Here is an 18,696-nt window from a genome sequence, read left to right on the forward strand (position 1 = left end):
TGTGCGCCGTGCGGGCGATTTCTCGGCGCGCGCGTGTCAACAACCGCCACCGGCGGTCGGTCGGCGCGAAGGTGGGGTGGTTGGCCGGGCAGCAGCCCGGGTCGCGAACCGCGGCCCGGCTCCGGCCGCCCCACCCTCAGCCCGCCCGCCCTGGAGGCGCCGTGCGTTGCATCCCGCCGCGGCGGTCGGCCGCGCCGCAAGGGCCTGTCCTGGGGCGTGCCCTGGCCACCGCCCTCGTCGCCCTGCTGCTGACCGGGTCGGGCCCGGCCCCCGGGACCGCACCGCGGGCGGTCGAGGCGGCACCCGCCAGCCCCGCACCGCTCGCCGCCACCGCACTCGACCGGCTGCTCGCCGACCGCCGCCTGACCGGCGCCGCGGTCTCCGCGCTGGTCACCGACGCGACCACCGGCGAGGTGCTCTACCAGCACTCCCCCGACGCCCAGTTGCTGCCCGCCTCCACGCTCAAGACCGTGACGGCGGCGGCGGCGCTCGACCTGCTCGGCCCGGACCACCGGTTCACCACCACCGTGCTCGCTGCGGGCCGGCGCACCGGCACCGTGCTGACCGGCGACCTGGTGCTGCGCGGCGGCGGCGATCCCAGCCTGCTGCCGGCCGACCTGGACGCGCTGGCGGCACGGGTCGCCGCCGCCGGGATCGGCGAAGTGTCGGGCGACGTCCTGGCCGATGCCTCGCGCTACGACGACGTTCCGCTCGGCGCCGGCTGGGCCTGGGACGACCAGGGCGCCTACTACAGTCCGGAGATCTCCGCCCTCACCCTCACCACCGACGCCGACGACGACGTGGGCAGCGTGCGGCTCACCCTGACCCCCGACCCGGCGCCCGGCCACCCGGCGGCGGTGCGGGTCACCCCGGCCGAGGCGCCGGTGCGCCTGAGCGGCCACGTCGACACCGGGGCACCGGGCGGTGAGACCACCGCCGAGGCGGACCGGCGCCCGGGCGGCAACGAGATCGTGCTCTCCGGCACCCTGCCGGCCGACGCGGGGCCGACCGAGGAGTGGGTCGCCGTCACCGACCCGGCCCGGCTCGCCGGCACCGTCTTCCGTGCGGCCCTGGCCCGGCACGGGGTCACGGTGCGCGGCGAGGTGCGCGAGCAGCCGGCGCCGGGCGGCGCGGCCGTGCTGGCCGAGCACGACTCGGTACCGCTCGCCGCACTGCTGCCGCCCTTCCTCAAGCTGAGCAACAACGGGATCGCCGAACACCTGGTCAAGGAGGTCGGCCGGGTGCGGTCCGGCTCGGGCAGCTGGACCGCGGGGCTCGCCCAGCTGGCGGACTTCTCCCGGCGCGCCGGTCTGACCGCTGCCAGCACTCGCCAGGCCGACGGCTCCGGCCTGTCCCGCAAGGACCTGACGACCGCCCGGAACCTGACCGCGCTGCTGCACTTCGCCCGGCAGCAGCCGTGGTTCGCGGCCTGGTACGACGCGCTGCCGGTGGCCGGTGATCCGCGCCGGATGGTCGGCGGCACGCTGAGCGGCCGGATGCGCGGCACCCCGGCCGAGGGGCGGGTGCACGCGAAGACCGGGTCGATGACGGGCGTGGAGGCGCTGGCCGGCTACCTGGACCGGGCGGACGGGCGGACCCTCGCCTTCGCCGTGCTGCTCGACGACTTCACGGGCGAGAGCCCGCGTCCGGTGCTCGACGCCTTCGCCGCCCAGCTCGCCGGCACCGATGCGTCGGCCGCTGCCGCCGGCCCCGGACCGACCCCCCGGCGCCTCCCGCCGGGCATCGCCCACGACTGGGAGAGCGGCTGCGCGGCAGCGGGCCGATGCTGATGCTCCGCCGGAGCGCGGTGGCGCTGGCCGGACACTCCCTTGCCGCCCTCGCGCTGCTCGCCGCGACCGCCACCGGCTGCGCGCGCGGCAGCGCCGACGACGACCGGCCCGTGCCGGCCGTCCCGGGCGGCTCGTACTCCGTCGCGCTGACCGAGCCCGACCACCTGACCCCGGGCCGCACCACCAGCAGCTACGCACTGCAGGTCCTGGAGGGCCTGTTCGACACCCCGCTCGCCCTGGACCCGCACGACGGCCACCCCGTCCCGCTCGCGGCCCGCTCGGTGACCAGTGACGACCAGCGGGTCTGGACCGTCGCGCTGCGCCCGGACGGCGTCTTCCACAACGGCGAACGGGTCACCGCCCACAGCTTCGCCGCCGCCTGGGAGGCCGCCGCCTACGGCCCGGACGGCTGGGACGCCAACTCCTACTTCGCCCAGATCGAGGGCTACGACGCGCTGAACCCCACCGACGGCCGCCCGCCCGCGAGCCGGCACCTGAGCGGCCTGACCGTGCTGGACGACAGCACCCTGCGGGTCACCCTCAAGGCCCCGTTCAGCCAGTTCCCGATGCTGCTCGCGTTCCCCGCCTTCGCCCCGCTGCCGCAGGCCGCGTTCAGCGACCCGGACCACTTCGACCTGCACCCGGTCGGCAACGGCCCCTTCGAGATGGCCGGCGACTGGCAGCGCAACCAGCGGATCGACCTGCGCCGGGCCGCCGCCTACACCGGGCCCCGGCCGCCGATGGCCGACGGCGTCCACTTCAAGATCTTCACCAGCACCGACACCGCGTACACCGAACTGAGCGCCGGGCACGTGGACTTCGTCACCAACGTGCCCGCCGCCCGGGCCTACGAGGCCCGGCGCACCTTCGGCCACCACTACGCCGTGCGCCCCGGCGGCACCATGGACTACCTCGGACTGCCGCTGTGGGATCCGCGCTACGCCAAGCCCGAGCTCCGCCGGGCACTGTCGATGGCGATCGACCGCCGGGGCATCACCCGGGCCATCTACAACGAGGTGTACCTGCCCGCCGACTCGCTGGTGGGCGTCACCATCCCGGGCCACCGGGCCGGCGCCTGCGGCGAGAGCTGCGACTACCAGCCGGACAGAGCACGGGAGTTGCTCCGGCAGGCGGGCGGCTTCAGCGGACGGCTCGAACTGTACTTCGCCAACTCCGACCCCAGCTACCTGCAGTGGATGACCGCGGTGGCCAACGAGCTGCGCCAGAACCTCGGCATCCGGGACGTCGCGTTCCGCACCATGCCCGGCGCCGACCTCGCACCGATCCTCAACAGCCGCAAGGCCACCGGCCCTTACCGGCAGAACTGGGTCGCCGACTACCCGAGCGAGCAGGACTACCTGGCCGGGCTGCTCGGCCACGGCAACCGCCCCGGCTGGAGCAGCCCCGCCTTCGACGACCTGCTCGCGCGCGGCGACGCGGCCCCCAGCGCCGCCCAGGGCATCGCCTACTACCAGCAGGCGGAGGACCTCGCGCTGCAGCAGCTGCCGCTGATCCCGCTGTGGAACTGGCAGGACCAGAGCGCCTGGAGCAGCCGGGTGGGCAACGTCCTGTTCGACCCCTACGTGGCGGGCCTGCACCTGGAGCAGGTGACCGTGCGGCACTGACCACTTCCCGCCCAGACTCCCCAGCCGTCCGAACCAAGGGGCCCTGCCCGATGGGTCGTTACCTCGCCCGCCGCCTGCTGTACGCCATCCCCGTCCTGCTGGCCACCACCTTCCTGATCCACACCCTCGTCTTCGTGCTGCCCGGCGACCCGATCCAGGCGCTGGCCGGGGACCGGCCGATCTCCCCCTCCGTCGTCGCCGAGCTGCACCGGCGCTACCACCTCGACGACCCGCTCTTCGTGCAGTACGCCCGCTACCTGCGCGGCCTGCTCAGCGGCGACCTCGGCCGGACCTTCACCGGGGAGCCGGTGGCCGACGCACTCGCCGGGCACTGGCTGGTCACCCTGCGCCTGGGCCTGACCGCCTGGTTCCTGGAGACGGTGCTGGGCATCGGCCTCGGCGTCTGGGCCGCGCTGCGCCGCGGCCGCTGGGCCGACCGCGCGGTGCTCGGCGGCACCACGCTGGCCGCCGCCGTACCCGTCTACATCCTCGGCTACCTCGCCCAACTGGTGCTCGGCGTCCGGCTCGGCTGGTTCCCGGTGGCCGGCGCGGAGGCGGGCTGGCCGGGTGCCTACCTGCTGCCCGGCCTGGTGCTGGCCTGCTTCGGCGCCGGCTACGTGGCCCGGCTCACCCGCTCCTCGGTACTGGAGAGCCTGGGCGCCGACTACGTGCGCACGGCGACCGCCAAGGGGCTGTCCCGGCGCCGGACGGTGGTGGTGCACGCGCTGCGCAACTCGCTGGTGCCGGTGGTGACCTTCCTCGGGATCGAGCTGGGCTCGCTGCTGGCCGGGGCGGTGGTCACCGAGTACATCTTCAACCTGCCGGGCATCGGCCAGCAGGTCTTCCAAGCCATCCAACTGCGCGAGGGCCCCACCGTAGTGGGCATCACCACCGTGCTGGTGCTGGTCTTCTGCCTGGCCAACCTGGCCGTCGACCTGCTGTACGGCCTGCTCGACCCGAGGATCCGGCATGACTAGTCCCCCGCCCGTGACCGCGCCGCCCGGCCCCCAGGAGCCGCCGCCGCCCGCCGGCCGAGCAGGCCGCGAGCGGGCCGGCGGCCTGGGCGGGACCCGCACCCGGGCCCGGCTCCGGGCCCGCGCCCTGCCGGTGCTCGGCGCCCGTCCCGGCACGCTGGCCGCCGCCGCGGTGCTGCTGCTGGTCGCCCTGATGGCGGCCTTCCCCGACCCGTTCATCGCGCTGCTGACGCACGACACCGGGCGCTGCGAGCTGGCCGACTCCCGGGTCGGGCCGAGCCTCTCGCACCCGTTCGGCTTCGATGTGCAGGGCTGCGACTACCTCGCCCAGACGGTGCGCGGCAGCCGCCCCTCGCTGCTCATCGGCCTCGCGGTGACGGCCGGGGCGCTGGCCCTGTCGGTGCTGCTCGGGCTGCTGGCCGGCTTCTACGGCGGCTGGGTGGACGGGCTGGTCTCCCGGATCGCCGACGTCTTCTTCGGCCTGCCGTTCGTGCTCGGCGCCACCGTCGTGCTGGTGGCCTTCCCCGACCACGGGCTCGGTGCCATGACGCTGGTGCTGGTGGTGCTCGGCTGGACGACCATGACCCGGGTGATGCGCGCCCAGGTGATCGGGGTGAAGGAGACCGACTACGTCCGGGCCGCGCGGGCCACCGGCGCAGGCGGAGGCCGTCTGATGCTCCGCCACATCCTGCCCAACGCGGTGACACCGGTGCTGGTGGTCGCGATGCTGGGCGTCGGGAACGTCATCTCGGGCGAGGCGACGCTGGACTTCCTGGGCGTCGGGCTGCAGTACCCGGCGGTCTCCTGGGGGCTCGAACTCAACGCCGCGCAGGCCTACTTCCTCGACTTCCCGCACCTGCTGCTGTTTCCCGCACTCTTCCTGTCGGCCACCGTGCTGAGCTTCATGGTGCTCGGCGACGCCGTCCGGGACGCCTGCGACCCGCGTCTGCGCTAGCTGTACTGACCACGGAGGTTGGTGACAGAGCTCACGGCTGGGTGATCTTGAAATGAGTGAGGGCCTTCTGGCTCGGTGTGGATTGCGACATCTACCCGGCACCCAATGCCGTTGCTTGACTCAGTGAACTATCGCTGGTTGCAGGGTGATGACCTTGGGTGTGACGCGCCGTGTCGGCTGCCGGTCTCGGGTGTTGATCCGATAGGAGAGCTTCGAGGAGTACTTGGAGTCCGGCCGCTTGAGATGCCGGTCCGCCTCGCGTAGACGCCTGGCGCCGTTGTCGAGCTTGCGGCGCGCCTTCGCCGCCAGCACGGCCAGGAACTCCTTGATCTTCGTGGGTGTGTCCGCGCACTGCCGGACCACACTGCGTCGGGTGTGCTTGAGGACCTTGACGAACGAGATCCGGTCGGGATCGATGCCGTTGTCGTCGGCCAGGCGCACGATGACTCGCGTGAGGCAGTGGTGCACGACCAGGTGCGCCCAGACCTCCTGCCGTACCAGCTGCGGGTCCGCTGAGCGCAGGACCTCGGCCGGCCCGCGCTGGAACGTCTTGATCTGCCGGAACGCCGACTCCGCCTCCCACCTGGCGTGGTAGAGCCGGGCCAGCTCCGCCGCCGGATACGCAATCGGGTCCAGCAGATCGGTCAGCAGCCGGACCACCTCGCCGTCGTCAACGCGGTACTCGATCACCCGCACGGTCACCCCGCCCGGATGCGAGGCTCGTTGGCCGGCCAGGCTCATCTTCGCCAGATAGGTCCCGTCGGGCAGATACTCGACCGGCCGGTGCGCCACCGGTGACCGGGCCCGGATCAGCAGGTGGGCCCCGGCCCCGAGATATGCCTTCCACAACTCGACCCCGGGGAAGCCCCGGTCCATGATGACCAGTATCTTGCTCGCCGAGGGCGCCAGATCGATCGCCAACTCCCTTTCACCGCCGTTGAATCCACCCACGGCCGCGTCGATCTGCGCGTGCGTGCCACACTCGGTCAACGTCACCACCCTCACCTGAGGGAATCCGGCCGCTTGGCCGTTCTTGGTCGGACCGCCGAACGTGGCCCGGTTCGCCTTCGTGTCCGGCGCGTCCAGCACGAACCCGTCCACCGCGGCCAGCCGCATCCCGCGGTAGAAGGAGCCCTCTGGGCCGACCGAAGCCAAGGGGCCGGCCAACTCGCGGAACAAGGTCTCCAGGACCTGCGGCCCCAGGCGGGTGCGCGCCCGAGCGAATGAGGACTTGTTCGGGACGCTGGCACTCAACTCCGGCACATTGCATACCAGTTGCTCGGCGACGTCGTCATAGGAGTCCTGCTGGAACAGCGCCAGGGCAAGCGTGAAGTAGACCATGAACCCAGCAGGAAGCGCGCCGGGCTTCTTGTCCCGGACCCCGCACCTCTCCAGCACTTCGGCGACCAGCTCCGGCGTCACCCACCGGGTCACCACCCCCAGCCGCACCTGATCGGACAACCCCACCCACGGATGCATGCCAGGCCCAACGACCGTGCCACCCCGACGTCACGAACTGCTTGACGAGTTCAAGCAACGGCATTGACCCGGCACCCAGAAAGGCCCTCATGCCACACCGTAACGCACCCCTGACCGAGACCGGACGCCTGCGCCTGGCCCGCTGCGTGGTCGAGGACGGCTGGCCCCTGCGCCGGGCCGCCGAACGCTTCCAGGTCTCACCGACCACGGCCAAGCGCTGGGCCGACCGCTACCGCGCACTGGGCGAGGCCGGCATGACCGACAGGTCCAGCCGGCCCCACCACAGCCCCCGCCGGACCCCGACCCGCACCGAGCGGCGGATCATCAAGGTCCGCGTCCTGCGGCGCTGGGGCCCGGCCCGCATCGCCTACCTCCTGCGACTCAACCCGGCCACCGTGCACCGGGTCCTGACCCGCTACCGCCTCGCCCGCCTGGCCCACCTCGACCGCGCCACAAGTCGGCCGATCCGACGCTACGAACACTCGGCACCAGGCGAGTTGATCCACGTCGACATCAAGAAGCTCGGCAACATCCCCGACGGCGGCGGCCATAAAACCCTGGGCCGCCAGGCCGGCCGCAAGACCCGCTCCGGTGCCGGATACAGCTACCTGCACAACGCCGTGGACGACCACTCCCGCCTGGCCTACAGCGAGATCCTCCCCGACGAACGCAAGGAGACCGCCGCAGCGTTCTGGACCCGGGCGAACGAGTTCTTCGCCCGGGCCGGGATCACCGTGAAGCGCGTGCTGACCGACAACGGCTCCTGCTACAAGTCCCACCCCTGGCGCGACGTCCTCGCCGCCGCCGGGATCACCCACAAGCGAACCCGGCCCTACCGCCCGCAGACCAACGGCAAGGTCGAACGCTTCAACCGCACCCTGCTCGACGAGTGGGCCTACGCAAGGCCCTACCGCACCGAGCAGGAACGACGCGACGCCTACCCCGCCTGGCTCCACACCTACAATCACCACCGCGGACACACCGCACTCGCAGGCATGAATCGCTGCGGGTTTGACCGAGACTCCTTCTCTTGGAAGGATCGATTCCGTTATGAGGAAGCCATACCCCAGTGAGGTCCGGGAGCGGGCGGTACGCCTGGTGCTGGAGACCCGCGATCAGTACGAGACCGAGTACCAGTGCATCCGGTCGATCGGCGCCAAGCTCGACGTGGGCCCGGAAAGCCTGCGCAAGTGGGTCCGCCAGGCCCAGACCGACGCCGGCGCCCGGCCGGGCACGACGACGGAGGAATCCGCGGCGATGAAGGCGCTCAAGCGGGAGAACGCCGAGCTGAAGCGCGCCAACGAGATCCTCAAGGCCGCGGCGTCTTTCTTCGCGGCCGAGCTCGACCGGCCACACACACGCTCGTAGCGTTCATCGACGAGCACCGGGACCGCTTCGGCGGAGTCGAGCCGATCTGCAGGACGCTCACCGCGAACGACTGCGGCATCCACCCCAGCACCTACTACGCCCACAAGAGCGGCACCACCTCCGCCCGCGCCCGCCGCGACGCCGAAATCGTCCCGATCATCAAGGAGATCCACGAGAGCAACTACGGCGTCTACGGCTACCGCAAGGTCTGGGCCGAACTCAACCGGCGCGGCCACACGGTCGCCCAGTGCACGGTCTCCCGCCTGATGAAGGCAGAAGGACTGTCAGGAGCGGTGCGCGGCAAGAAGATCGTCACCACCGTCTCGGACAAGAGCGTCGACCGGGCGCCCGACCTGCTCCAGCGCAACTTCGTCGCGAGCGCACCGAACCGCGTCTGGGTGGCGGACTTCACGCACGTGGCGGCGTGGGCCGGCACCGTCTACGTCGCCTTCGTCGTCGACACCTTCTCACGGCGGATCGTCGGCTGGTCGGCGGCCACCAACAAGCAGACCCCACTGATCCTCTCAGCCCTCGAGATGGGCCTGTGGCAGCGGGACCGCTCCGGATTCCCGGTAATGCCAAGGGAGTTGATACACCACTCCGATGCCGGCTCGCAGTACACGTCGTTCCGCCTGGCAACCCACCTGGCCAAGGAGAAGATCGCCGCGTCCATCGGATCGGTCGGAGACGCCCTGGACAACGCCCTGATGGAATCGACCATCGGGCTGTACAAAACCGAGCTCATCAAGCGTCAGGGCCCCTGGCGCACCCTTGCCGACGTTGAGATCGCCACCGCAGAGTATGTCGACTGGTTCAACTCCACCCGGCTCCATAGTGAACTCGGCCACACCCCACCCGCCGAATACGAAGCCAAGTACTACAGCCAACAGCCAAACCTGCAGGTCACAGCCACAATCTAGAGCCTCTGAAGAACCCGCAGCGATTCAGGCAAGCCACCCGCCAGCCGCGTCCCCAACCTCACGGGTCAGAACAGCTAGCGCCTGCCGGGCAGACCGTCAGGCCCCGGCCCTCACAGGCCCGGCAGCGTGTCCTGGTCGACCTCGTGGCGCCGCACCGGCTCGGCGGGGTGCCGGCAGCCGGGGCCCAGGCGCAGCATCCGGGACTCGGGGTCGTGCAGCACCCGGCCGCAGCCGCGGCAGGTGACGCGCACGGTCAGGCGCTCCTCGTCCGCCGGGGCGGGCAGGAGCGCCTCGGGCTGGTCCGGGGCTCGATCGCGCATGGGAGGCAGCATAGGGCCTGTACGACGGGCTGCGCCCACCGCTCTCATCCGATCCACAGGTTCGCTCAGTACCTTGTCAGCAATGGCAGCAGTCTCCGCCACCCCGTGATCGGACAGGACGTTCGGAGAATGGTGAAGAACATCATGACGGCCCGTCGCGCCGTCCTCGGCATCCTCGCCACCGCCGCGGTGCCCGCCCTGGGCGCCTGCGGCGCCGAGGAGACGAAGAGTCCCAAGCACCGGTCCACCCGGGCCGTCCAGGCCGCCGCGGTCTCCCCCGCCAGACCCGCCGACGCCTCCAGTGTGATCATGATCATCCGTCATGCCGAGAAGCCCACCGGCTCCGGCGCCCCGGACGGCGTCACCGACCAGGGCAAGAAGGACTCCGAGTCGCTGACCGTCCAGGGCTGGACCCGGGCCGGCGCGCTGATCTCGCTCTTCGCACCGCGGACCGGCGGCGGGGCGGCTGCGCCGGTACCGACGGGCCTGACCCGGCCCGCCACGGTCTACGCGGCCGACCCGACCACCGGCGGCAGCAAGCGCCCGGCCGAGACCGCCACCCCGCTCACCGCGGCCCTCGGACTGACCCTCGACACCCGGTACGCCAAGGGCGACGAGGCCGGTCTCGCGGCGGCGCTGCTGGCCACCAGCGGCCCCCAGCTGGTCGCCTGGGAGCACGAGAGCATCGCGGCCATCCTCGCCGGCCTCGGCACCATCACCCCGGCGCCGCCCACCGACTGGCCGGACAACCGGTTCGACGTGGTCTGGGTGCTGACCGCCGACGGCACCGGCTGGCGCTTCACGCAGGTGCCGCAGATGCTGCTGGCCGGCGACTCGCCCCATCCGATCAGCTGATTCGCGCCACCGCCGGACAGAGCGCGGGGTACGACCGGCCGGTCGTACCCCGCGGCACGCCCGTAACCTGCGGCGCCGCCGACGGTTGATCAGGTCAGCCCGTCCCTGACCACGGAGGCCCGATGCGCACCGCCGCCCGAATCACCGTCACCACCCTCCTGCTCGGCACCGCCGTGCTCGCCGCCGTCGGCGGCGCGGCCGCGGCGACCGCCGGCGACCCGAACTACCCGGCGCCGTCCAAGCAGGAGCACACCTACAGCATTCCGGTCGGCGCCATCTCCGACCTGGGCGACCTCACCAAGGTGGCCAACCTGGGCACCGACTTCGCCGCGCTGCTCGGGCACTGAGACCGCGGGCCGGGCGGGCGCGTGCGGCGTCACGGCCGGTCGCGCCGGTCCGCGAGCGCCTGCCAGACCCGGTCCCGCAGCAACGGCACCTCGGTGAACCGCACCCCGGTGGCGTCGCGCAGCGCATTGGCGAAAGCGGGCGCGACCGGGTTGAACGGGCTCTCGCTCATCGACTTGGCGCCCAGCGGCCCGATCGCGTCGGAGGTCTCCATGAAGTGCACCTCGGTGCGCGGCACGTCCGCGTAGGCCGGCAGCCGGTAGCGACGGAACGCGGCGGTGGTGACCTGGCCGGCCTCGTCCACCAGGACCTGTTCGAAGAGCGTGGCACCGAGCGCCTGCGCGACGCCGCCCTCCACCTGGCCGCGGCACTGCATGGGGTTCATCACCTTGCCCGCGTCGGCCGCGTGCACACTGCGCAGGATCCTGATCTCCCCGCTGTCGGGGTCGACGGCCAGGCTGAACCACTGGGCGTTGAACGCCACCGAGCGCGGCGAGCCGCCCCAGTGGCCGTCCGCGGAGAGCGCCACGCCCTGCTCGCGCGCGGCCTCGAAGAGCTCCTTGAGCGTGACCGGGCGCCCCTCGCAGTCCACCGCGTCGGCCAGCAGCCGGCACAGGGCGCGCGGAGTGCGGGCGTGTTCGGCGGCGAAGCTGAGGATCCGCTCGGCCAGCGCGTTCGCGGCCTTCATCACCGCCTTGCCCGCCACCACCGTGCCCGCCGAGCCGAACGCGCCGGTGTCGTGCCGGACCACGTCGGTGTCCGACTGCCGGATGGTGATCCGGTCGACGGTGGTGCCCAGCGCGCCCGCGGTGATCTGCTTGTGCACGGTGGTGGTGCCGTTGCCGAACTCGGCGGTGCCGACCGCGATGTCGTAGCCGCCGTCCTCCAGCAGCTTGACGGTGGCGTCGGCGAAGTGGCCGCCGGGCGGCCCGGTGGCGATCATCGACAGCGCGGCGCCGTGGCCCACCAGCCAGCCCTCGGGGGCGTCGGCGGTGCTGCGGTCCTCGGCGACGGCCCGGCGGACCACCCCCAGGCACTGGTCCAGGCCGTAGCTGGCGATGTGCAGGTCCTCCTCCTCGCCGCCCGGGCTGACCATCGGCTCGCCCGGGCCGATGATGTTGCGCTCGCGGAAGACCAGCGGGTCGATGCCCAGCCGGCGCGCCATCTCGTCCATCGCCGACTCCACGGCGAAGGTCACCTGGCCCAGGCCGTAGCCGCGGAAGGCCCCGGCCGGCACGCAGTTGGTGTAGACGGAGTAGGCGTCGACCTTCTTGTGCGGGGCCCGGTAGACGGCCATCGACTCCCCGACGCTGTGGAACATCACGGCCGGGCCGTGGTTGCCGTAGGCGCCCGTGTTGGCGACCACTCTCAGCTGAAGGGCCGTCAGAATCCCTTCCCTGGTGGCCCCCGCCTTGAACCCGATGGTGAACGGGTGCCGGGTGGTGGCACCGTGGAACTGTTCGGCACGGGTGAACTCCAGCTTCACCGGGCGGTGCAGTTTCAGCGCGGCCAGCACCGCGATGTCCTCGGTGAGCATCTCCTGCTTGCCGCCGAACCCGCCGCCGACCCGGCCCGCGACCACCCGGACGTACTCCTGCGGCAGGTCGTAGAGGTCGCACAGGGCGCGCCGGGTCAGGAACGGCACCTGGGTGCTGGAGCGGACCACGATCCGCTCGGTGCCCTCCTCGTCCTGCTCGAAGTACACCACGCAGCCGTGCGTCTCCAGGCTGGCGTGCTGCACCCGCTGGGTGCGGAAGGTCTCCTCGTAGACCAGGTCGGCCGCCGCGAAGCCCTGCTCGACGCTGCCGATCTCGCCGTGCACCTCGCCGCACACATTGGCCTCGGCGCGGGCGATCCTCGACTCGGGGCCCTTGGGATGCAGCACCGGCGCGCCGGGGGCCATCGCGAGCTCCGGGTCGATGACGTGCGGGAGTCGCTCGTACTCCACGACGATCCGCCGGCAGCCCTCCTCGGCGGCGCCCTCGCTGTCGGCGACCACGGCGGCCACCCGTTGCCCGGCGAAGCGGACCACGTCGTCCAGCACCCGGGTGTCGTCCGGGTCCTCGGTGGGGTGCTCGTGCCGGGCCGAGGAGTAGAGGCGCTCGGGGGCGTCGCGGTGGGTGAGGACGGCGTGCACCCCGGGCACCCGCAGTGCGGCCGAGGTGTCGATCGAGACGATCCTGGCGTGCGGGTGCGGGGAGCGCAGCAGCTTCATGTGCAGCAGGCCCTCGACTTCGAGGTCGAAGGTGTAGCGGGCGGTTCCGGTGACCACCTGCGGGCCGGCCGGCGCGCCCAGGTTGCGGCCCACCGCCTGCCCGGCGCAGGGCTGCTCGGTGTGCGTGACGCCGCGGATCGCGTCCTCGATCGCCCGGTACCCGGTGCAGCGGCACAGGTTTCCCTTCAAGGCCCTTGGCAGGTCGGTCAGCTGATCTTCCGTCAGGGCCGAGCTGGTCATCAGGAAGCCGGCCGTGCAGAAACCGCACTGGAAGCCCTGCGCGTCCAGGAACCTGCGCTGCATCGGATGCAGCTCGCCGTCCTCGGCCAGCCCCTCCACGGTGGTCACCGAGCGGCCGTCGGCCCGTACCGCCGGATAGAGGCAGCTGTGCACCGGCTCGCCGTCCACCTGGACGGTGCAGGCGCCGCAGTCCCCGGCGTCGCACCCCTTCTTCACCCCGAACCAGCCGCGCTCGCGCAGATAGGTGCGCAGGCACTGACCGGGGCGCGGATCGTTGTCGAACGACTGCTCGTTGACCCGGATCGAGAAGCTCATCGGTCCTCCTCCCCGCCCAACTCGGTGCGGATCTCCTCGGCATAACGCAGCGTCATGTGGCGTCGCCAGGCCGGGAGTCCATGGATGTCGTCGAAGTACTCGCCCGGCTCGACGGCGTTCTCCACCGCCTCGCGCACCGCGCGGGCGTTGGGCGGCACCGGGAACCGCAGCTGGATCGGACGCACGGTGGCAGCGGTGACGGTGAGCGTCAGGATGCCGTGACGGCCGGAGGCCGCGGGCGGTTCGAGCGCCCCGATCAGCAACGCGCCGGACCGGCCGAGCCCGTACAGCGACGCCTGCCGGAAGGCGGTGCGCGCGGCCAGCGCGCTGGCGGGCAGCGTCACCGCACGCAGCAGCTCGCCGGGGCGCAGCACGTTGCGCCCCGCCCCGGTGACGAAGTCCGCGACCGGCACCTCGCGCACCCCGCCGCCCTGGGAGAGCAGCCGGCAGCGCCCGTCCAGCGCCGCGGTCAACGAGATCATCGGCCCGGCGGGCAGCGAGTTGCACAGGTTACCGCCGACGGTGGCCATGTTCCAGATCTTCCACGAGGCGAGGAAGGCCCGGCAGCACTGCTCGAAGAGCGGCGCGGCCGCCCAACCCGCTTGCGCGGCATACCGGGACAGCTGCGCGATGGTGCAGGTCGCGGCGATCTCCAGGTCGCCCTCGGCGGTCATGCGCAGCGGCGGCCAGCCGGTGCGGCTCAGGTCGATCAGCCGGCGCAGCTGCGGCTGCGGCTCCGAGAACAGATAGGTCCCACCACCGAGCCAGGCATCACCGGGCCGCCACACCCCGCGGCTGCGGGCATCGCGCACCTCCAGCACCGTGTTCAGGTCCACGCTCTTCACCGTCCTCCACCAGATCGATGAAAGGATTGAAGCAACGCGTCCGGATGGCGGGCAGTGGTGCACCGCACCAGTGATCCACCCCGGCCCTGGACGATCCACCAGTGAAGACGACCTGATCAAGGCCCGGATGGCGACCGGGACAGCCATCCGGCATGCTCACGCCAGGCGCCGCAGGTTCCGGTTCATGGTCCACTCCTTGATGGAAACGTGACCAGCCGTGTCCTTCCGGCCTCTTCTCTCCGGTTCGGAAATCGGTCTAACTAGGTAGCACAACTCGCGATCAGGCTCAGCAGTATCGGGCCCGCGAGGAGTCCGGGCTGCGACGCCTACGATCGGTCGTACCCGACTCGCGGCACTGCGGCTTGACGGCGCATCAGCTGTTCGGCCGATGGCGGCCTGCGCCCTCGAACCTGGGGGCGACCCGTCGCCGGGACAGCGCACGCGCCCGTACGTACTCGCACCTCGCACAGCCCAGCACGGCGAGCACCAGGCCCTCCGGGTCAGTTGTACTTCGCTCAACCGCACGGCAGCAAACCATTTATGAGGAGACATCACCTCGCGCCCGCCGAGACCCGGCCGGACGCGCAGGGCGGCAACCCGCTGATGTCCAAGGGGATAAGGGGCGTGTCACGCAATGAGGAAATCCGTGGGGCCACGCAGGCTCTCCAAGGCCGCGGTGCTGATCGCGGCACTTGCGACCACGGCCGCGTGTGGGGGCAGCGGCGGTGGCGGCAACAACGCGAACGGCCCCACCGGGACGCCGAAGCAGGGCGGCGTGGTGCGCGTGGCCGAAACGCCCTCCGCCTTCCCGAACGCCATCTGGCCGTTCGACACCGCTCCGCAGGAATCCACGGTGAACACCACCCAGTTCCAGCAGCTCATGTACCGCCCGCTGTACTACTGGGGCCTGAACGACAAGATCTCGCTCGACCCCGACGTGTCGATCGGCCAGACGCCCAGCTGGAGCGCGGACGGGAACACGGTCACCATCCAGCTCAAGGACTGGAAGTGGTCCAACGGTGAGACCGTCACCGCCCAGGACGCGCTGTTCTGGGTGAACATGTCGGCGGCGGAGACCAGCAACAGCGGCAACTACACGCCGCCCAACCCCGCGATCGGTGCCAAGTACTTCCCGGACAACATCGCCTCGGCCACCGCCTCCGGCCAGACCCTGACGCTGACCCTGAACACCCAGGTGAACCAGACCTGGTTCCTGGACAACGAGCTCAGCCAGATCGTCCCGATGCCGCTCGCCTGGGACGTCACCGGCGCGGGCAAGCAGGGCAAGTGCGCGACGGACACCTACGGTTCGGACGCGATGAAGAGCGACTGCGCCGCCGACTACGCCTACCTCAGCGGTGAGTCGACCAAGGGCAGCAGCTACGTCGGCAGCCCGCTCTGGTCCGTGGTCGACGGCCCGTGGAAGCTCAAGAGCTACGACGGCACCTCCGGCGCCTACGCCATGGCGCCCAATGCCACTTACTCGGGCCCGCAGAAGCCCTACCTGGACGAGGTGGACTTCGTCCCCTACACCTCGGACACCAAGGAGTTCGCGGACCTGCAGGCCGGCAGCTCGGGCGCCAACGCGATCAACGTCGGCTACCTCCCGGCCCAGGACACCCCGCAGTACAACGCCAAGAACCCGGACGCGGGCAACCCGCTGAGCGGCCAGGGCTACTACATCCCGGCGCCGACCTACCTGGACTCGATCTCGTACTACCAGATCAACTTCGCCAACCCGAACGTGGGCCCGCTCTTCAAGCAGTCCTACTTCACCAAGGCCCTGCAGCAGACCGTCGACCAGCAGGGCATCATCAACGGCATCTACAAGGGCTGGGCCTACCCGACCACCGGCGCGGTGCCCTCCCAGCCGTCCGGCAACCCCCTGTCGCCCAAGAGCGCCTCCGAGCAGGTCAACTACGACCCCTCGGCCGCCAAGCAGGCGCTGACCAGCCACGGTTGGGACACCAGCCAGTCCCCGGCCGTGTGCACCTCGCCGGGCACCGGCGACAGCCAGTGCGGCGCCGGCATCGCCGCGGGCACCAAGGCCGCCTTCACCCTGGACTACCCCTCCGGCGAGCCGGCCCTGGACACCATGGCGGCCGACATGCGCTCGGACGCGGCCAAGGCCGGGATCAGCATCAACACGGTCAGCCAGGCGCAGAACACCATCGGCAACGAGGGCGTGGCCTGCTCCCCGTCGCAGCCCGCGGGCTGCCAGTGGCAGGCGCTGCTCTACGGCGGCTGGGTCTTCAACCCCGACTACTACCCGACCGGCGACGCGCTCTTCGCCACCGGCGCCGGCCCGAACATCTGGGGCTTCTCCGACCCGAAGCTCGACGCGCTCGCGGCCAAGGTCACCACGAGCAACGACGTGAACGACATGTACGCCTACGAGGACTACATCGCCAACGACCAGCCGGTGATCTACAACCCCAACCTGCTGGCGGCCGGCGAGGTGAGCAAGAACCTGCACATCGACGCGGGTGACCCGTTCCAGGGTTACGAGCCGGAGTACTGGTACTACACCAAATGACTCTGACCGCTGAACTGCCCGCTGCGGCCCCCCTGTTCCTCGGGGGGTCGCAGTGACGGCCTACCTCGTCCGTCGGTTGTTCCAGGCCCTGGTCACGGTGTTCATGGTCACCGTCATCTCCTTCGGCCTGATGCAACTCATGCCGGGTGGCCCGGTGCGAGCGATCCTCGGCGCACGCGCCACCCCGACCACCATCCAACACCTCACCCACCAGATGGGCCTGGACCGCCCCGTCTACGTGCAGTACTGGAACTGGCTCGACGGCCTGCTGCACGGCAACCTGGGCTTCGACTACGCCCAGCAACGCCCGGTCTCCGACCTGCTGTTCAACGCACTGGGCGCCTCCGCCTTCATCGTCGGCGCCGCGCTGGTCCTGGCCCTGCTGATCGCCGTGCCGGTCGGCATGGCGCAGGCGATCAAGCGCAACAGCGCGCTGGACCACGGCTTCACGGTCTTCTCCTTCGTGGCCTACGGGGTCCCGACCTTCTTCCTCGGCTTCCTGATCCAGCAGTGGTTCGAGGACGACCTGAAGTGGGTCTCGGTGCAGAACCAGGTCTCCACCTTCGGCGACGCGCTGAGCAACCCCGAGGCGGTCGTGCTGCCGGTACTGACCCTGACCATCACGACGGTGGCCGGCTACAGCCGCTACATGCGCTCGGGGGTGCTGGACCAGATCACCCAGGAGTACGTGCGCACCGCCAAGGCCAAGGGCGCCTCCAGCCGGCGCACCCTCTACGCCCACGTGCTGCGCAACGCGCTGATCCCGATGGTCACCCTGGTGGGCCTGTCGCTGCCGGTCCTGGTGGGCGGCTCGCTGATCGTCGAGTACGTCTTCAACATCCAGGGGATCGGCCTGCTGACCACCCGCGCGGCCCAGCAGAACGACTACAGCATCACCCTGGCGGCAACCCTGCTGACCGCGGTGGTCACGGTCGTCGGTTCGCTGATCGCCGACCTCAGCTACGCCGTGCTCGATCCCCGAGTGAGGCTCGCCTGATGACAACGACAACTGACACGGCGTCAGACACTCCGGTCCCCGCGCCCGGCACCGAGCCCATCGAGCGGCCCCGCTCGATGCTGCGGCGCGGCTGGGAGGTCTTCGCGGAGAACAAGCTGGCGCTGGCCGCGGTGAGCATCCTGGTGGTCATCGTCGGATTCTGCTTCCTGGGCCCGCTCTTCTACCACTCGAACACCACCGTGGTCGACCTGCACGCCGTCACCCAGCCGCCCGGTACCGGACACCCGCTGGGCACCGACAACGACGGCATCGACGAGCTCGGCAAGATGATGGTCGGCGGGCAGACCAGCATGGAGATCGGTCTGGCCGCCGGTCTGATCGCCGCGGTGGCGGGCGCCCTCTACGGCGCGATCGCCGGCTACCTGGGCGGCTGGATCGACGCGCTGATGATGCGCGTGATCGACTCGCTGATGTCCTTCCCGCTGATCTTCCTGCTGATCTACCTGAGCGGCGTCTACGGCAAGAGCAAGACGATGCTGATCATGGAGGTGGGCTTCACCTCCTGGTTCGGCATCACCCGTCTGGTGCGCGGCGAGGCGCTGACCCTTAAGGTCCGCGACTACGTCTCCGCCTCCCGGATGATGGGCGCGAACGGCGGCCGGATCGTGCTGCGGCACATCCTGCCGAACACCATCGGCACCACGATCGTCAACACCACGTTCTCGATCGCCGACGCGGTCTTCGCGCTCTCCACCCTGAGCTACATCGGCCTGGGTCTGCAGGCGCCCAACAACGACCTGGGCGGCATGCTCGACATCGGCACCACCTTCGCCAGCCAGGGGTACTGGTGGATGATCTATCCGCCGGCCGTCGTGATCATCCTGATCATCCTGTGCTTCAACGTGATCGGCGACGCCCTGCGCGACGCCTTCGAGACCCGTCTACAGAAGCGGTGA

Annotated in this window: 15 protein-coding genes; 11 read left to right on the forward strand and 4 right to left on the reverse strand. The window is 71.0% G+C overall.

Annotated features, from left to right (window positions below):
* Nucleotides 1-161: 161 nt before the first annotated feature.
* From dacB to OG294_RS05590, 4 genes are read left to right on the forward strand one after another with little or no spacing between them, the layout of a single operon-like run.
* Entirely contained in the window at nt 162-1,790 is a 1,629-nt protein-coding gene (dacB, locus tag OG294_RS05575) for a D-alanyl-D-alanine carboxypeptidase/D-alanyl-D-alanine endopeptidase (RefSeq protein WP_327065274.1), read from the forward strand.
* The gene (locus tag OG294_RS05580) at nt 1,784-3,415 is read left to right on the forward strand and encodes a peptide ABC transporter substrate-binding protein (RefSeq protein WP_327065275.1); all 1,632 of its coding nucleotides are present in this window, start codon (nt 1,784-1,786) and stop codon (nt 3,413-3,415) included. Before dacB ends, OG294_RS05580 begins: the two co-directional genes overlap by 7 nt.
* A 50-nt stretch (nt 3,416-3,465) precedes the next feature.
* Nucleotides 3,466-4,392 carry an ABC transporter permease gene (locus OG294_RS05585; protein WP_327065276.1) on the forward strand — a complete coding sequence of 309 codons (927 nt, stop codon included), beginning with the start codon at nt 3,466-3,468 and terminating at the stop codon, nt 4,390-4,392.
* Nucleotides 4,385-5,344 (forward strand): ABC transporter permease, encoded by a 960-nt coding sequence (locus tag OG294_RS05590; protein ID WP_327065277.1) that lies wholly within the window; start codon nt 4,385-4,387, stop codon nt 5,342-5,344. The genes OG294_RS05585 and OG294_RS05590 overlap by 8 nt, the downstream gene beginning before the upstream one ends.
* Before the next feature lie 120 nt (nt 5,345-5,464).
* Here the strand turns inward: OG294_RS05590 and OG294_RS05595 are convergent, their stop codons facing one another.
* Nucleotides 5,465-6,811, reverse strand: a complete 1,347-nt coding sequence (locus tag OG294_RS05595; protein ID WP_327065279.1) for an IS4 family transposase — start codon at nt 6,809-6,811, stop codon at nt 5,465-5,467.
* Between the two features lie 101 nt (nt 6,812-6,912).
* Between OG294_RS05595 and OG294_RS05600 the strand changes: the two genes are divergently transcribed.
* Together OG294_RS05600 and OG294_RS05605 are read left to right on the forward strand one after the other, a co-directional pair.
* A complete protein-coding gene (locus OG294_RS05600; RefSeq protein ID WP_327065280.1) occupies nt 6,913-7,896 on the forward strand; it encodes an IS481 family transposase in 984 nt (327 codons plus the stop codon).
* Nucleotides 7,874-9,111 (forward strand): IS3 family transposase gene (locus tag OG294_RS05605; protein ID WP_327065281.1). Its coding sequence is split into 2 segments (ribosomal slippage): nt 7,874-8,147 and nt 8,147-9,111, totalling 1,239 coding nucleotides; the frame shifts between segments, so codons are not numbered across the junction. The genes OG294_RS05600 and OG294_RS05605 overlap by 23 nt, the downstream gene beginning before the upstream one ends.
* 110 nt (nt 9,112-9,221) lie before the next feature.
* Here OG294_RS05605 and OG294_RS05610 read toward each other — a convergent pair.
* The gene (locus OG294_RS05610; protein WP_327065282.1) at nt 9,222-9,431 is read right to left on the reverse strand and encodes a DUF6011 domain-containing protein; all 210 of its coding nucleotides are present in this window, start codon (nt 9,429-9,431) and stop codon (nt 9,222-9,224) included.
* A 129-nt stretch (nt 9,432-9,560) separates the two neighbouring features.
* On the opposite strand from OG294_RS05610, the gene OG294_RS05615 reads away from it, so the two are divergent.
* Together OG294_RS05615 and OG294_RS05620 are read left to right on the forward strand one after the other, a co-directional pair.
* The gene (locus tag OG294_RS05615) at nt 9,561-10,286 is read left to right on the forward strand and encodes a hypothetical protein (protein WP_327065283.1); all 726 of its coding nucleotides are present in this window, start codon (nt 9,561-9,563) and stop codon (nt 10,284-10,286) included.
* Between the two features lie 122 nt (nt 10,287-10,408).
* Nucleotides 10,409-10,633, forward strand: a complete 225-nt coding sequence (locus OG294_RS05620) for a hypothetical protein (protein ID WP_327065284.1) — start codon at nt 10,409-10,411, stop codon at nt 10,631-10,633.
* A gap of 29 nt (nt 10,634-10,662) precedes the next feature.
* On the opposite strand, the gene OG294_RS05625 is transcribed toward OG294_RS05620, so the two are convergent.
* Nucleotides 10,663-13,401 (reverse strand): molybdopterin-dependent oxidoreductase, encoded by a 2,739-nt coding sequence (locus OG294_RS05625; RefSeq protein ID WP_327065285.1) that lies wholly within the window; start codon nt 13,399-13,401, stop codon nt 10,663-10,665.
* Nucleotides 13,398-14,237 (reverse strand): FAD binding domain-containing protein, encoded by an 840-nt coding sequence (locus OG294_RS05630; RefSeq protein ID WP_327065286.1) that lies wholly within the window; start codon nt 14,235-14,237, stop codon nt 13,398-13,400. Before OG294_RS05630 ends, OG294_RS05625 begins: the two co-directional genes overlap by 4 nt.
* A 655-nt stretch (nt 14,238-14,892) precedes the next feature.
* Here OG294_RS05630 and OG294_RS05635 point away from each other — a divergent pair.
* The 3 genes from OG294_RS05635 to OG294_RS05645 are packed head-to-tail and all read left to right on the forward strand — an operon-like array spanning nt 14,893 to nt 18,696.
* Nucleotides 14,893-16,782, forward strand: a complete 1,890-nt coding sequence (locus OG294_RS05635) for an ABC transporter substrate-binding protein (protein ID WP_327065287.1) — start codon at nt 14,893-14,895, stop codon at nt 16,780-16,782.
* Between the two features lie 52 nt (nt 16,783-16,834).
* Nucleotides 16,835-17,779 (forward strand): ABC transporter permease, encoded by a 945-nt coding sequence (locus OG294_RS05640; RefSeq protein WP_327065288.1) that lies wholly within the window; start codon nt 16,835-16,837, stop codon nt 17,777-17,779.
* Nucleotides 17,779-18,696: an ABC transporter permease gene (locus OG294_RS05645; RefSeq protein WP_327065289.1), complete on the forward strand. Its 918-nt coding sequence runs from the start codon at nt 17,779-17,781 to the stop codon at nt 18,694-18,696. The genes OG294_RS05640 and OG294_RS05645 overlap by 1 nt, the downstream gene beginning before the upstream one ends.

The sequence above is a fragment of the Kitasatospora sp. NBC_01302 genome, from assembly GCF_035976515.1.
In the GTDB taxonomy this organism is placed as follows: domain Bacteria; phylum Actinomycetota; class Actinomycetes; order Streptomycetales; family Streptomycetaceae; genus Kitasatospora.